A 13,637-nucleotide genomic window follows, 5' to 3' on the forward strand; every position below is an offset into this window, starting at 1 on the left:
AAGACAAGTGCTATTAAAATATGAGTAACACAAATATCAGTGTTCACCATGCCTTGAGTGATGGTCGACAATTTAAAGTTTCATGAGTATTCACACGCTTATTTTGATGGGGCAAAACCTGCCTCATGATGATAAATAAGCAACAGCGTAGTAGTTTTAGGGCGAGCGAATATGGTAATTACTGAGCTAGGGTATTTTGCTTTAGTGGCATCAATGGTATTGGCGTTACTGCAAGTGGTGCTACCAACTTTTGGCATTGTCCGGCAGCAGCCTCATTTGCAGCGTTTGGCTCCAAGCTTAGCTTGGGCACAGTTCGTGGCAGTAGGATTGTCCTTTTTGGCACTGATGGCTGGGTTTTATTATAACGACTTTACTTTAGTGTATGTCGCCCAGCACTCCAACTCTTTGCTGCCTTGGTACTATAAGCTATCTGCCACTTGGGGTGGTCACGAAGGGTCTTTACTATTGTGGGTAACCATTTTGGCTGGCTGGTCATCCATGGTGGCTTGGTTTAGCCGCGGCTTACCACTCAATATGCGTGCTCGCGTTTTAGTCATCTTAGCGGCCGTACAGTTGATGATGTTGGCCATGCTGATTTTTACCTCCTCACCTTTTGATCGCACCTTACCCAATGTCCCTGTGGATGGGGCGGATCTAAACCCCTTACTACAAGACCCCGGCTTAATTTTCCATCCACCTATGCTATATATGGGCTATGTAGGAATGGCAGTGCCGTTTGCATTTTGTATGGCGGCGCTTTGGGCCGGTCGTTTGGATGCGGTATGGACGCGTTGGTCTCGCCCTTGGGCGCTAGCGGCATGGGGCTTTTTGACCTTGGGTATCGCTTTGGGCTCTTGGTGGGCTTATTATGAGCTTGGTTGGGGCGGTTGGTGGTTCTGGGATCCGGTTGAGAATGCATCCTTGATGCCTTGGCTGGCATGTACGGCCTTAATTCACTCGTTGGCGGTAACTGAAAAGCGTGGGGTGTTTAAAGCGTGGACCATTATGCTGTCTATCTTCGCCTTTGCGCTAAGCTTACTGGGAACCTTCTTGGTGCGCTCAGGGGTGATTACCTCTGTGCATTCTTTTGCTGCTGATCCCACGCGTGGTTTGGCCATTTTAGCCATCTTAGGGGTGGTGATTGGCTCAGGGTTATTTGTGTTCGCTGTGCGCGGATGGCGCTTGACCGTTGAGAGTCATTATGGTCTAAAATCACGTGAGACCTTATTAGTAATCAACAACATAGTAATATTAGTGGCCACCTTAGTGGTTCTACTAGGAACCTTGTATCCCATCATTGCTGACTCCTTTAATTTGGGTCAGGTATCGGTGGGCCCTCCTTACTTTAACGCCTTGTTCGTGCCTTTGGCGTGGCTGATTTTATTGACTATGGGTATGGGCTCAAACTTGCGCTGGAAGCAAGACAAACGCCCACTGCTAGGTGCTGCCACCACCATTTTGGTAAGCAGTGCATTGTTAGCCGGTATTATTACCTACCTCATTACCAAAAGTCTTAATGTCCAAATTATTATCACCGGTTTATTGTGTTTGTGGGTGCTGGGCTGGATGTTGTATGACATCAAAGAAAAAACCCGCAATGCACCAAGCCTTGGCCAAGGTCTAAAGCGTTTAAAAGCTCATTATTGGGGCATGCAAATTGCGCATGTGGGCGTATTGATTGTCGCTTTGGGTATTGGTGTGACCACCGCGCTGAGTGTCGAAAAAGATGTGGCAATGACGGTGGGCGATACTGTGGATGTCAATGATTACCACTTTACTTTAGTTGACTTCGAACAAGTGCGCGGCAAAAACTATGATGCCACTCAAGCGGAGATTAAGGTCGAAAAAGACGGTAAGTTTGTGACCACGTTATACCCACAAAAACGTGATTATGTGGTCAGTAGCATGCCTATGACCGAAGCGGGTATCCAAACCACTATGCTACGAGATGTCTATGTGGCCCTAGGCGAGCCGATTAATGCCAATGAGCCTGAGGGTAATTGGGCAGTGCGTGTGTATGTTAAGCCCATGATTGCATGGCTATGGCTTGGTGCCATAGTGATGGCGTTAGGCGGCATTATCAGTATGCTAGATCGTCGTTATCGCCTAAAAAAGTCTTAATTAAGATTGGTTAGGCGTAGTCAGTCGTATACGTTAAGCTAGGTTCATAACTTGTTATTTAAGGAAGCTATAAATGTCTGATCCGGTCATGAAGAAGTCACAATTTAAGGTCTGGTTTTTAATTCCACTGATTGTCTTTGCAGGTCTGATTGTCATGTTCTTTGCTCGGTTGGGTAAACCGACAGAGGTGGTCATTGATAATGCGCTCAACCGTCCGGTTCCGACTTTTGACTTGCCGCTTTTGTCTGACCCTTCAAAAAATGTGACCAATGCAGATTTACCTAAGACACCATTTTTAATTAACGTCTGGGGCTCTTGGTGCCCAACCTGTATCGTTGAGCACCCTTATTTAATGCAGCTGCATGAGCAGGGCGTCCCTATTGTGGGTGTTAACTATAAAGATGAGCTTGAAAATGCCAATGGCTATCTGGCGGATGGTGGCGATCCTTTCTTATTTAGCTTCCGTGATTATTCAGGTAGCTTTGCCATTGATCTAGGTCTGACAGGAGCGCCTGAGACCTTTGTGGTGGATTCGGAGAATAACATTCGCCAACACATTATCGGTGAGGTGGCTGAGGAGAACTGGAAGGCGCGTATTGAACCTTGTGTCTCTTTGCTCAATAAGCTTGGTGAACAACAAGCGGATTTGTCTGCCGCAGATACCGCCAAAAATATCGCAGAGGTGTGTAAATGAATGCATCAAGCCTAACATTACAGTCATTTGGCCGAGCCCTAAAATATAGCCTAAGTATCTTAGTTCTGGCCTTTAGCCTTATGGGATTTCATACTTCGGCGCAGGCTGCCATTGAGGTGTATGAGTTTAACAGCCCCAGCCAAGAGGCGCAGTATAAAGCCTTGATTGAAGAGTTTCGTTGCCCAAAGTGCCAAAACCAAAACTTAGCCGGCTCTGACTCACAAATTGCACAAGACCTAAAGCGTAAAACTTATGAGATGGTCATCGCCGGACAAAGTGATGCGCAAATTCGCGAATACATGTATGAGCGTTACGGCGACTTTATCAGCTATAAACCGCCTGTACGTCCTTCTACTTGGATCTTATGGTATTTTCCACCACTGATTTTAATTTTATTGGTAGCGGGCTGGTTGTGGCGTACCAAACAAGGCCAGAGAAATAAGGCGTTGGCCACAGCACAGGCTGCTCAAAGTGATACAAAAGCGGCGAGCCGCCTAACCGATGCTGACAAAATTGAGTCAGAATTATCCAGTGAAGAAGCAGCCAAGCTAAATGCGTTACTACGCAAACACGGCTCAACATCTGATGCAAATAGCCCAACAAAACGCTCCGATAGCGATTTAAAATAGCCTAAGCTTTTATAACGCAGCAGTGAATGTAGGCTTCACAGCCTATCTTATGCGCTTTATACCTCAACTTGTAAGGAGTTAAATCATGCCAACGTTAGTGATTTTTGTCGCGCTGGCAATAATATTGACACTTGTCTTGGCGGTTATTGTCTTAATGCCTTGGCTTAGAGTGGATAAATCTGCTCAAAATAATCAACTGATCGTGCTAAATATTGAGGTATTTAAAGAGCGTCTAGAGGAGCTAAAAGCCGACTATAATTTAGGCGGCATGAGTGAGGCTGAGTTTAAAACTCAAAAAACTGAGCTTGAGCGTCAACTGCTTTTGGCCAGTGATGATAAAAACAGCCTTATTTTGGACGATAACCTAGATACCGATTTGGCACATAATGGGCATAGCAGCAGCGCCATTGCCAAGGCCCAGCGTGAGCAAAGATTCACCCGCAGTGCCAAAGCACGCTTAACTATCTTGATCTGTGTGCCCATTTTGATGATCATGGCATACTTTTTGTCTGGTGATCGAACCGCTGTGACGAATCTGTGGCAAGCGCAAGATAAGGTGGGGCAGGTAGCAGATGACTTATTGACCGGCAAAATTGATGCCCCGCCTGAGTGGGCCACCGAAGATAGTATTGGTCTGATGGGCGCCATCCAGACCAACGTGCATCATCATGCCTATGACCCTATGCGCTGGATGCGATTGGCCGATATTTTAATGGCATTTGAAGCCAACGACCAAGCTTTAGAAGCCCAATCACGTGCTTATCGCTTAAGCCCAGAAGATGAAGAAGTCGCCGTTGCCTACGCTCAGACCAAGTTCTTCACCAGTGGCGGCATGCTAGATAGCAGCAGCCGTGAAGCATTACAAAATGTACTAAGAAAAAATCCAGAGCATCAAGGCGCCCAAATGCTTATGGCAATGGGTGAGGCCCGCTCAGGTAACTATGAGCAGGCACAAGCATGGGTTGAGCGTTTAAGACAAGGCATTGCTGCCAGAGATGGCGATCACAGTGAGGCTTTAAATAGCTTAAATGAGTTAAGCCGTAATATTGCTCAGCAGCAACAGGCAGCGTTACAAGCACAAACCTCAGGAGCCAAGAGCACTACAGATAGCGCTGCTTCTGCTCAGTCTGTGGCAGTTACCGTGACGTTAAACAAAAGCTTGGACAGTATGGTTGAGCCCAGCGATATACTGTTTGTGACCGTTCAAGAGGCCACAGGCGGTGCCCCATTGGCAGTGAAGCGCGTGCCGGCTACTCAGTTAAGCAGTGCAGTGAGTGGCTTTAATATCGAGCTTAATGACAATGATGCGATGATGCCTACCCATACCTTGTCAAAAGCTATGGCTGAAGGCAAGTCTTTGGTAGTAAAAGCCCGTATTAGTAAATCAGGGCAAGCGATGACAGCGTCCGGTGATTTAGAAGCCACTGATTTACCCTTAGAGTATCAGGGGGTAGCGGGTGATTTAAAAGTGGCACTTGAGATTAATAAACAGGTGCCTTAATGGGCATGGGTTTTGAGATCAGTTGCAACAAAGCTTTTCTCAAAACCGTAGGGCAAAGCACAAACAGGGCATAACAAAAATAGGGTAAAATAAAATAACAAAGTGAGCCGTTACCCTAGCCATAAGCGTGGCTATGCTGTTGTCATAAAAGTGACTTAATTTTGACTAATAAGTTTTCGTTATATCGGTATTTATTATCAAAATAGCTTGAGCTTTTTTTCAGCACAATGTAAGGTATTTGTGTTTTATATGACAGGATTAAAGCGTCCCTAGTGGCTACTAGCGAATGAGAAGTTGTCACCACCTTATGATAAATAGTATATTTAGGGCTTGTGGTTATCGATGCTCAATTAATTTAGGCGCTTTATTTTTTGGATGATATTTGCTCATCTACACAACTTAAGAGGATTACGACTATGATGCGTATTATTTTGCTAGGGCCTCCAGGGGCAGGTAAAGGCACCCAAGCACAATTCATATCTAAACAATATGATATTCCACAGATTTCTACCGGTGATATGCTACGTGCTGCCATCAAAGAGGGCACTGAGCTTGGCAAAAAAGCAGAAGGTATTATGAAATCTGGTGGCTTAGTATCAGACGACTTAATCATTAATCTGGTGAAAGAACGTATCGCTAAGCCTGACTGCGCTAATGGTTGTATCTTCGATGGCTTTCCACGCACTATTCCACAAGCTGAAGCGTTGATTGAAGCGGGTGTGGACATCGATCATGTGGTAGAAATCAGCGTACCTGATGATGAGATCGTCTCTCGTTTATCAGGCCGTCGTCAGCACCCAGGCTCAGGCCGTGTGTATCACCTAAAATACAATCCGCCTAAGCAAGAAGGCTTAGATGATGAGACAGGTGAGCCACTTATCCAGCGTGATGACGATAAAGAAGAAACCATCCGTGATCGCTTAGCTACTTATCATGAGCAAACCTCTACTTTGGTTGGTTTTTACCAAAACAAAGCCAAAGAAGATGCCAATGCCCCTAAATATCATCAATTCGATGGAACCAAAGATATTGAAGTGGTTAAAGAAAATATTCTTAGTGCTCTAAAAGGCTAGTCTTCAACGTTATTTTAAGCATTAACGTAAAAAAACCTCAGTTCATCTTTGAACTGAGGTTTTTTATATCACAATAAGCTGATTAAGCGTTGCCTTCACCATCAGTAACCTGCTGCTGGCTTTGAGCATAAGCTTGATCAAAGTTAACAGGCGCTAGTAGCAATTGAGGGAAGCTACCACGAGTCACGATATCACTGATGACTTCACGGGCGTAAGGGAATAGGATATTAGGGCAGTAAGCACCTAAAATTTGACCCACTTGATCTTCTGGGATGTCTTTGATTAAGAAGATACCCGCTTGATGCACTTCAGCGATAAAGGCAGCAGCACCTGCGTTTTGTGCATTAACGGTTACTGTTAAAATCACTTGATAATGATCTTCATCAAGTGGCTCAGCTGTGGTGGCCAAATTAATATCAAGCTCTGGTTGCCACTCTTTGGTAAATACTTCGGCACCGGCCACTTCAAGTGACATGTCTTTTACGTAAATACGTTCAAGGGCTAGTTGAGGTTGGGCTTGCTGTTCTGCCATGAAAATTATCCTTAGTTATGGGTTGTAAATTGTAAGCGGGGTTATCCGTTGAAAGTTAAATATCTGGCGTAAAATGATAAAAGGCGTGGGTGATTAGCCGTTTACCATTTCATCTAGTTTACCGCTTTGGTTAAGCTGATTTAACTGATCAAAACCACCCACGAACGTGTCGCCAATGAAGATTTGAGGGACAGTTCTGTAGTTATTGGTTTTTTTCATAAGCTCCATACGCTCATCCGAGCTGATATCATGCATACCAATTTCTTTAAATTCAATACCTTTTGATTTCAAAAGTTGTTTGGCATTAGAGCAGTAAGGGCAAATGGGGGTGGTATATACAGTAACAGGAGCAGTCATGTCATAATCCTTTTTGTTATTTATTAAAATAGGCCAATCATTAAATCAGCAAAATAGGGTAAGGTGATACAATCCTTGATTTTACTAAACTGGGCCTGGTTTATAATGGGTTATTTAACTGTTTTTTGTATTCAATGTATTACTTAAGATACCAATCTGACACAAGGGTGGCCTATAGGTGTCAATAGGCAAAGCGACTTCTTATGCTAGTCAATTAACGCGCTTTGGCTTTGCCATTTACAGTTTTAGTGGTTTTTACGGTGCCACCCACTAAAGGCATGCCGGCTGCCTGCCAACCGCCGATACCGCCATCTAGGCGAAATACATTAGGTTTGCCAATCATTTGTACGGCAGCTCCTGCTTGAAGGCCCATATCACAGACGATGACCACAGGGGCTTCAATGGCACGAATCTCTTCTAGACGGTCTTTAAGCTGAGTAAAAGGAATGTTGCGGCTGCCTTGAATGTAACCGGTTTCAAATTTCTTCTTGGCACGAATATCAATGATTTGTGCATTTTGTGAGTTCACTAAGGTGCCCAAAGTATTGGGAGACACCTTTTTACCACTGCGTTGGTTTTCTACAGTGAAGAACAAAAAGATAAGCACGGCCAATGTGCCGAATAAAAACGGGTGGTGGGCCATGAACTCAAGCCAGCGATCTAAAGACAAAACACTTCTCCAATAAAATTTTTATGGCAATTATTATAACGTGATAAGGCTATAAATGCATTAACGACTGTAGACTATTGCTACTAGGGCACTCATACTTAATAAGTGGGGGTATCGGCCTCAGCTTGCAAGGTCACCAAGCTCTCTACCCGGCGCTGTAGCACCCTGCCTTCAGCGACCGCCTCCCAAAGTGCGCAGCCTTTACTGTTATGGGTATGCTTGCAATCTCTAAACTGACAATCTGCCGCTAAGGCAGAGAGCTCAATGAAGCCGGCAATAATATCATCAGGGGTCAAATGCCAGATACCATATTCACGAATACCAGGCGTATCGACAATGCCGCCTTGGGTCAAGTCGTCACGATTAAAGGGCAAAAGGCGACTGGTCGTGGTGGTGTGCTGGCCAAGCTTAGAGTTGGTGGATATGACGTTCACGCTTTGCTCAGAGTCTGGCAATAACGCATTAACCAAGGTGCTTTTACCGACCCCAGATTGACCGGCGAAGATAACCAACTTATCTTTAATTTTTTGCTGTAAGTCCGACAAGCCCAGCTGAGCTTTAGGCTGATCCTCACTTTGGGCACCATGTAAGATATTTTCAGGACAAGGCGCGGCGGTGAGTACCGTCTCATAACCTAGGTTTTGGTACTCATCTAGCAAGGCTTGGGTAAACGCATAATCTTCAATGGATAATAAGTCAGCTTTATTGAGCACCAATAGCGGCTTAACATCGGCATGATGACAGACCACCAAGTAGCGGTCAATCAAATTAGGCGCAGCTGCTGGCAAGGGGGCAAAGACGATGGCTAAGATATCTACGTTGGCGGCCACAGGCTTAAGCTTATGATAGCGATCGGGGCGTGATATTAGTGAGGTTCTAGGCTGCACCGACTCAATGCGACCAAAGCCGGTATTGGGATCGGCCACCCAGCGAACTTTATCGCCTGTGGCTATCATAGGTAGATTGGTACGCACATGACAGCGCCAGATATCACCCAGCTCAATGGCCTGCCAAAATGGTTCAGGCTCTCCTTCGACCACTTCAGGTCGCTCAGGTATGAGGGTAGGCAATGAGGTCACTTGCACCTCTAATTGCTTACCATAATGGGCCATTACTACGCCATCCATCAAGCTGCCATCTATCGATTCTTGTTGCTGAGCTTGCTGTTTATCAATGCGTCTTAGTTGTTGTTTGGTCAGCTTACGTTGTCGTATTAAAGCCATAAATTCAAATTACCTGTGGTTTGTTCTAAAAGAAGTTTTTTGTAATATCTGGATGGTCAATGAGGGTGAATGCAGTCTGGCTCAAGGGCTATTAGCATATCGCTTAATGACCGGCTATACAATAAAGTGACAGTTTACGCCTTCTAGGCGCACAATAGTTACGGCCAAAGCGTCGAAATTTGTTACCATAGAGGGCTGACGAGCTGGCAGCTTAAATCGATAGCGCCAAACCGGATATCAAGCGGCAGTGATGCCGCATAGCGTGATGTCTCTTGTCGTGTGTCCTTGATGGTGCACCCTAGGCAATGTGCCCTGTATTGTACCCTGATTTGACGCGTTGTTTTGTCCCATTGTTCTGACCCTATGCGGCTAGTGTCTAAAATAACTAGTGGCTAAACAGATGGCCAAACGGGTGGCCAAAATAAGAGGCGCAGCGTGCTCGTGATGTTTTACAGGCTATCTATAATAGTTTATTACCGTGATTTACGCTTTAAATTAGCAGCGTTTATGTTTTTTGTATATTGGCAGGTTTAGGAAAAATTATGAGTGACCACCCCAACAAAATTAGAATTAAGAATCAAGGCAAAAAAGGGCTTATCTGGATCGATTTAGAAATGACCGGCCTAGACACAATGAATGATGACATCATTGAAATTGCGACCATAGTCACCGATGAGGATTTAAACATATTGGCAGAAGGTCCAGTATTTGCCATTAAAGTCTCAGACCAAAAGCTAAACGCGATGGATGACTGGAATACCAAGCAGCATGGGCAGTCAGGCTTAATTGATAGGGTGCGCCGTAGCAGCGTAACTTTAGAGCAAGCCGAGCAAGAAACCATTGCCTTTTTGAATAAATGGGTCGATGAGGGTAAGTCTCCAATGTGTGGCAACTCAATCTGCCAAGACCGCCGTTTTTTAGCGCGTCAGATGCCGCAGCTAGAGCGCTTTTTTCATTACCGAAACCTAGATGTGTCCTCTATCAAAGAGCTGTGCTATCGCTGGCGACCTGATATCTTAAAGGGTGTTGAAAAAACGGGCAGCCACTTAGCGATGGATGATATTCGTGATTCTATTCGTGAGTTGAAGCACTATCGTCAGCATTTTTTCAAACTGTTGGATTAAGCACTTAAATAAAGGGCAGCGGCTTAACGGGTTGGCCACTCAAACGTAACCAGCTCAAAGCTTGAGCTAATCTGAGTGTCCAAAGCCAAGCCAATCACCGCTTGTACTTGTTCACAGCGGGTATCTGGGTCTAGGATACGCCAATCCCCGAGCACATAGCGTTTTTTAAACTCAAGGGTTTGAGAGCGGGCTTTGGCGTTTAACGCCAGGTGAGTTTGATGGCAGGCTGGGCGGTGGGTATGACCATGAATGAGGCCATCGACTTTTTTAAGAGCACAGGTGACCGCCTGCTCATTTACATCCATAATTTGTAACGATTTGGCTGATTTATCGAGCGCACTTTGACTGCGTATCTTTTGTGCTAAGGCTTGGCGCTTATTTAGCGGCTGCTTAAGTAATAGCCACTGTACCAATGGATTACGCATGACCTTACGAAAGCGCTGATAGCGTTTATCATCTGTGCACAAGGCATCGCCATGCTCTAGCCGATACGTCATCTTGCCAAGCTTTAATAGATAGGGCTCATCAATCAGCTGTCCACCGAAGTTGTCACAAAAATCTTGACCGATTAAAAAGTCGCGATTGCCATGCATCACAAAGCTTTGGCAGCCTTTATTTTTAAGCTCAGTAAGCTTGGTTATGAGGGGAGTTAGCCAATGGCGTTTTTGCTCTGTAGCAGACAATGACAAATACGCATCGTCACCAATCCAAGCATCAAACCAGTCGCCTAAAATATATAGCTGATGTACATTGGGCAGCACCAACACATCATCAAGTAAAGCCAAAAAAGCCTGCACTAAGGCAGGCTCATCAGCGGATAAATGCAAATCACTGATAACCACCCGATTGATATCATAGGGTCGGGTGGTTATCAGGTGATGATAGCTGCTAATAGCAAAATCTTGATTAGACATAAATCAGCTAAAACTTACTTATTCGCTGACCACAACCGCAGAGTTGATAATCACAGGCTCTTTTGGTACATCAGCGTGCATGCCATAACGGCCAGTAGGTACGCCTTCAATTTTCTTAACCACGTCCATACCGCTGGTTACTTTACCAAATACGGTATAGCCCCAACCTTGCATGTTTTTGCCAGAATGGTTTAAGAAAGCATTGTTTTTTACGTTAATAAAGAACTGACTGGTGGCTGAGTGTGGATCTTGAGTACGCGCCATAGCAATGGTGCCTTCCTCGTTCTTCAAACCATTGTCTGCTTCGTTTTCGATAGGCGCGTTGGTGCTTTTTTCATTCATGTCAGCATCCATACCGCCGCCTTGAATCATGAAATCTGGAATAACGCGGTGAAAAATCGTACCGTCATAATGGCCTGATTTTACATAAGACACAAAGTTTTCAACAGTTTTAGGTGCTTTTTCAGCGTTAAGTTCGATTACGATCTCACCCATAGAGGTGTTTAGTTGTACTACTGGCATATCGCTCATTTGTGTATCCTTAGAATTTGTAGTGATGTTGGTACTGGGGGTTTGAGTAGCAGTGGTATTGGTACAGCCCATCAAAAAAAGAGGCAAAATTAAGCTACCAAAACCTAACGTTTTAAGTGTGCTCACAGGGTGTCCTTATCGGATGAAATGGGCTGGTTATTGGTTAAACTACCCGTTATGTCCTAAATATAAGTGATGAGGCAACCGGCACAATACCAAAAAGGTAGGGTTTATCACCTGTAGTTAGCGAATGAGTTCTCGCCAGCTAGGCAACAAAATGGTCAGTTATCCCCTTGTTTAAGAGCACAATGGGCTCTATATAGAGCAGATGCTCTTAAATTTAAAGGGGTAGTCTAACCTCTTTTTTTTGGGTTGTCATGTGTCTAGCTGTTACAGGGTTTGGTAAACCTGATAGAATGGGGCAAAATTATGAATGATACCCCCAAGTTTTATAATAGGAGAAGTAATTCGATGAGCACTGAAAATAATAAAGCGAATGCCTCAGCTGAGCACAAAGAGGATCAAAAAAACGATTTTATTCGTCATATCATTCGTGAAGATTTGGCCCAAGATAAATACAATCAAATCGTGACCCGATTTCCGCCTGAGCCAAATGGCTATTTGCATTTGGGTCATGTCAAATCTATCTGTCTAAACTTTGGAATTGCCAAAGAGTTTGGCGGTATTTGTAATCTGCGCTTTGACGATACCAACCCCACTGCCGAGAAGCAGGATTATATTGATAACATCAAAAACGACGTACAGTGGTTGGGCTTTGAGTGGGCCGATCAGCCTTATTATGCGTCAGGCTACTTCGATCAGCTACATGAATGGGCTATTAAACTGATCAAGCAAGGCGATGCCTATGTTGACTTGCAAACGCCGGAGCAAATTAAAGAAAACCGTGGTTCATTTAATGAGCCAGGTAAGCCGTCGCCACAGCGTGATACCAGCGTAGAAGAAAACTTGCAGCGCTTTGATGATATGAAAAATGGTAAATATGCCGAGGGTGAGGCAGTACTGCGTGCCAAGATTGATATGGCAAGCCCCAATATGAATATGCGTGACCCTGTTATTTATCGCGTTATGCATCAAGCACATCACCAAACAGGTGATAAATGGTGCATCTATCCGATGTATGATTATGCGCATCCCTTATCGGACGCCATTGAAGGGATTACACACTCCTTATGTACGCTAGAGTTTGAAGATCATCGTCCGTTTTATGATTGGGCTGTAGAGAAGATTGGCTTTGATGTACCACCACATCAGTATGAGTTTAGCCGTCTAAATGTTGATCACACCATGACCAGTAAGCGTAAGCTTAAGCAGTTGGTTGATGAGCACATTGTCAGCGGCTGGGATGATCCACGTATGCCGACCATTGCTGGCATGCGTCGCCGTGGCTATACGCCAGAAGGTCTACGTGATTTTTGTGACCGTGTTGGTGTGACCAAAGCCGATAGCGTGGTAGATTTCCGTTTGCTTGAATTTAGCATTCGTCAATCGCTTGAGAACACCACCGCGCGTGGTATGGCGGTATTAAAACCTCTAAAAGTGACCATCACTAACTTTGATGAGGCGTTAAGTGAGTGGGAAAGCCTAAAAGATGACGGCGTTAATGCGCGCTGGGATGAGGCGAGCAAGACCTTATGGATCAATCAGCCCAAGCACCCAAATATTGATATGGGCGAGCGTGAGATTCCTTTTACTGAAACCATCTATATCGATCAAGGTGATTATGAGCTTGAGCCGCCAAAAGGTTATAAGCGTCTGTCTCCTGAGAAGCCAGAGATTCGTCTGCGCAATACCTATGTATTGGCCGTGACGGAGCATGTGCTAGATGATGCAGGCAATGTGGTAGAGCTAAAAGCCACTATCGATAAGACGACGCTGGGTAAAAACCCAGAAGACCGCAAAGTAAAAGGTGTGATTCACTGGGTATCAGCCACGCAAGGCGTACCCGCAACCGTGCGTTTGTATGAGCATCTGTTTGCAGCAGAGAACCCAAGTGCGGTAGAGGACGTACATCAAGCACTTAATGATCAGTCTTTAGTTGAGCTAGAGGCAGTCGTTGAGCCCGCTTTGGCTAATGCTGAGCCGGGCACTCGCTTCCAGTTTGAGCGTGAAGGCTATTTTGTGGCGGATGAGGTAGAGCACAGCAGTGATAAGCCTGTGTTCAACCGCACTGTGACGTTACGCGATAGCTTTAAGCCAGAATAAAATAAATAGCCTGGTAATCTTTGATAGACTAAAAGGCGCTAACGA

The 13,637-nt window shown here is 45.0% G+C and carries 13 protein-coding genes; 7 read left to right on the top strand and 6 right to left on the bottom strand.

Features of this window, described 5'->3' with window-relative positions; genetic code table 11:
* The first annotated feature begins 171 nt into the window (after positions 1 to 171).
* From DLE54_RS04030 to adk, 5 genes are all read left to right on the top strand, one after another.
* Complete coding sequence (locus tag DLE54_RS04030; RefSeq protein WP_110816334.1) at positions 172 to 2,121, top strand: heme lyase CcmF/NrfE family subunit; 1,950 nt, start codon at positions 172 to 174, stop codon at positions 2,119 to 2,121.
* Positions 2,122 to 2,194: 73 nt separating this feature from the next.
* Positions 2,195 to 2,815: a DsbE family thiol:disulfide interchange protein gene (locus tag DLE54_RS04035; protein ID WP_011960076.1), complete on the top strand. Its 621-nt coding sequence runs from the start codon at positions 2,195 to 2,197 to the stop codon at positions 2,813 to 2,815.
* Positions 2,816 to 2,895: 80 nt separating this feature from the next.
* Complete coding sequence (locus DLE54_RS04040) at positions 2,896 to 3,444, top strand: cytochrome c-type biogenesis protein (protein ID WP_413775371.1); 549 nt, start codon at positions 2,896 to 2,898, stop codon at positions 3,442 to 3,444.
* An 85-nt stretch (positions 3,445 to 3,529) separates the two neighbouring features.
* Positions 3,530 to 4,945: a c-type cytochrome biogenesis protein CcmI gene (ccmI, locus tag DLE54_RS04045; RefSeq protein ID WP_011960078.1), complete on the top strand. Its 1,416-nt coding sequence runs from the start codon at positions 3,530 to 3,532 to the stop codon at positions 4,943 to 4,945.
* 419 nt (positions 4,946 to 5,364) lie between these two features.
* Positions 5,365 to 6,018, top strand: a complete 654-nt coding sequence (gene adk / locus DLE54_RS04050; RefSeq protein ID WP_197708931.1) for an adenylate kinase — start codon at positions 5,365 to 5,367, stop codon at positions 6,016 to 6,018.
* 82 nt (positions 6,019 to 6,100) lie between these two features.
* Here adk and secB read toward each other — a convergent pair whose 3' ends face one another.
* The 4 genes from secB to rsgA form a co-directional block, all read right to left on the bottom strand.
* Positions 6,101 to 6,550, bottom strand: a complete 450-nt coding sequence (gene secB / locus DLE54_RS04055) for a protein-export chaperone SecB (RefSeq protein ID WP_110816336.1) — start codon at positions 6,548 to 6,550, stop codon at positions 6,101 to 6,103.
* Between the two features lie 93 nt (positions 6,551 to 6,643).
* On the bottom strand, positions 6,644 to 6,907 hold the full coding sequence (gene grxC / locus DLE54_RS04060) for a glutaredoxin 3 (protein WP_011960081.1): 264 nt from the start codon (positions 6,905 to 6,907) through the stop codon (positions 6,644 to 6,646).
* A 214-nt stretch (positions 6,908 to 7,121) separates the two neighbouring features.
* Positions 7,122 to 7,550 carry a rhodanese-like domain-containing protein gene (locus DLE54_RS04065; RefSeq protein ID WP_011960082.1) on the bottom strand — a complete coding sequence of 143 codons (429 nt, stop codon included), beginning with the start codon at positions 7,548 to 7,550 and terminating at the stop codon, positions 7,122 to 7,124.
* Positions 7,551 to 7,675: 125 nt separating this feature from the next.
* Positions 7,676 to 8,800 carry a ribosome small subunit-dependent GTPase A gene (gene rsgA, locus DLE54_RS04070; RefSeq protein ID WP_110816337.1) on the bottom strand — a complete coding sequence of 375 codons (1,125 nt, stop codon included), beginning with the start codon at positions 8,798 to 8,800 and terminating at the stop codon, positions 7,676 to 7,678.
* 542 nt (positions 8,801 to 9,342) lie between these two features.
* On the opposite strand from rsgA, the gene orn reads away from it, so the two are divergent.
* On the top strand, positions 9,343 to 9,924 hold the full coding sequence (gene orn / locus DLE54_RS04075; RefSeq protein ID WP_011960084.1) for an oligoribonuclease: 582 nt from the start codon (positions 9,343 to 9,345) through the stop codon (positions 9,922 to 9,924).
* Positions 9,925 to 9,947: 23 nt separating this feature from the next.
* Here the strand turns inward: orn and DLE54_RS04080 are convergent, their stop codons facing one another.
* Positions 9,948 to 10,838, bottom strand: a complete 891-nt coding sequence (locus DLE54_RS04080) for a UDP-2,3-diacylglucosamine diphosphatase (protein WP_110816338.1) — start codon at positions 10,836 to 10,838, stop codon at positions 9,948 to 9,950.
* Positions 10,839 to 10,856: 18 nt separating this feature from the next.
* Positions 10,857 to 11,369, bottom strand: coding sequence for a peptidylprolyl isomerase (locus tag DLE54_RS04085; protein WP_041773541.1), 513 nt, complete (start codon positions 11,367 to 11,369; stop codon positions 10,857 to 10,859).
* A gap of 471 nt (positions 11,370 to 11,840) precedes the next feature.
* Here DLE54_RS04085 and DLE54_RS04090 point away from each other — a divergent pair, with 471 nt between their 5' ends.
* Complete coding sequence (locus tag DLE54_RS04090; RefSeq protein WP_041773294.1) at positions 11,841 to 13,592, top strand: glutamine--tRNA ligase/YqeY domain fusion protein; 1,752 nt, start codon at positions 11,841 to 11,843, stop codon at positions 13,590 to 13,592.
* Positions 13,593 to 13,637: the final 45 nt, after the last annotated feature.

The organism is Psychrobacter sp. YP14, from assembly GCF_003209315.1.
Classification (GTDB): Bacteria; Pseudomonadota; Gammaproteobacteria; order Pseudomonadales; family Moraxellaceae; genus Psychrobacter; species Psychrobacter raelei.

What these genes read in the sequence shown, in the direction of transcription:
- secB (WP_110816336.1), bottom strand. Translation starts at nt 6,550, where the DNA reads ATGGCAGAACAGCAAGCCCAACCTCAACTAGCCCTTGAACGTATTTAC.
- orn (WP_011960084.1), top strand. Translation starts at nt 9,343, where the DNA reads ATGAGTGACCACCCCAACAAAATTAGAATTAAGAATCAAGGCAAAAAA.
- ccmI (WP_011960078.1), top strand. Translation starts at nt 3,530, where the DNA reads ATGCCAACGTTAGTGATTTTTGTCGCGCTGGCAATAATATTGACACTT.
- DLE54_RS04090 (WP_041773294.1), top strand. Translation starts at nt 11,841, where the DNA reads ATGAGCACTGAAAATAATAAAGCGAATGCCTCAGCTGAGCACAAAGAG.
- DLE54_RS04035 (WP_011960076.1), top strand. Translation starts at nt 2,195, where the DNA reads ATGTCTGATCCGGTCATGAAGAAGTCACAATTTAAGGTCTGGTTTTTA.
- rsgA (WP_110816337.1), bottom strand. Translation starts at nt 8,800, where the DNA reads ATGGCTTTAATACGACAACGTAAGCTGACCAAACAACAACTAAGACGC.
- DLE54_RS04030 (WP_110816334.1), top strand. Translation starts at nt 172, where the DNA reads ATGGTAATTACTGAGCTAGGGTATTTTGCTTTAGTGGCATCAATGGTA.
- grxC (WP_011960081.1), bottom strand. Translation starts at nt 6,907, where the DNA reads ATGACTGCTCCTGTTACTGTATATACCACCCCCATTTGCCCTTACTGC.
- DLE54_RS04085 (WP_041773541.1), bottom strand. Translation starts at nt 11,369, where the DNA reads ATGAGCGATATGCCAGTAGTACAACTAAACACCTCTATGGGTGAGATC.
- adk (WP_197708931.1), top strand. Translation starts at nt 5,365, where the DNA reads ATGCGTATTATTTTGCTAGGGCCTCCAGGGGCAGGTAAAGGCACCCAA.
- DLE54_RS04080 (WP_110816338.1), bottom strand. Translation starts at nt 10,838, where the DNA reads ATGTCTAATCAAGATTTTGCTATTAGCAGCTATCATCACCTGATAACC.
- DLE54_RS04040 (WP_413775371.1), top strand. Translation starts at nt 2,896, where the DNA reads ATGGGATTTCATACTTCGGCGCAGGCTGCCATTGAGGTGTATGAGTTT.
- DLE54_RS04065 (WP_011960082.1), bottom strand. Translation starts at nt 7,550, where the DNA reads ATGGCCCACCACCCGTTTTTATTCGGCACATTGGCCGTGCTTATCTTT.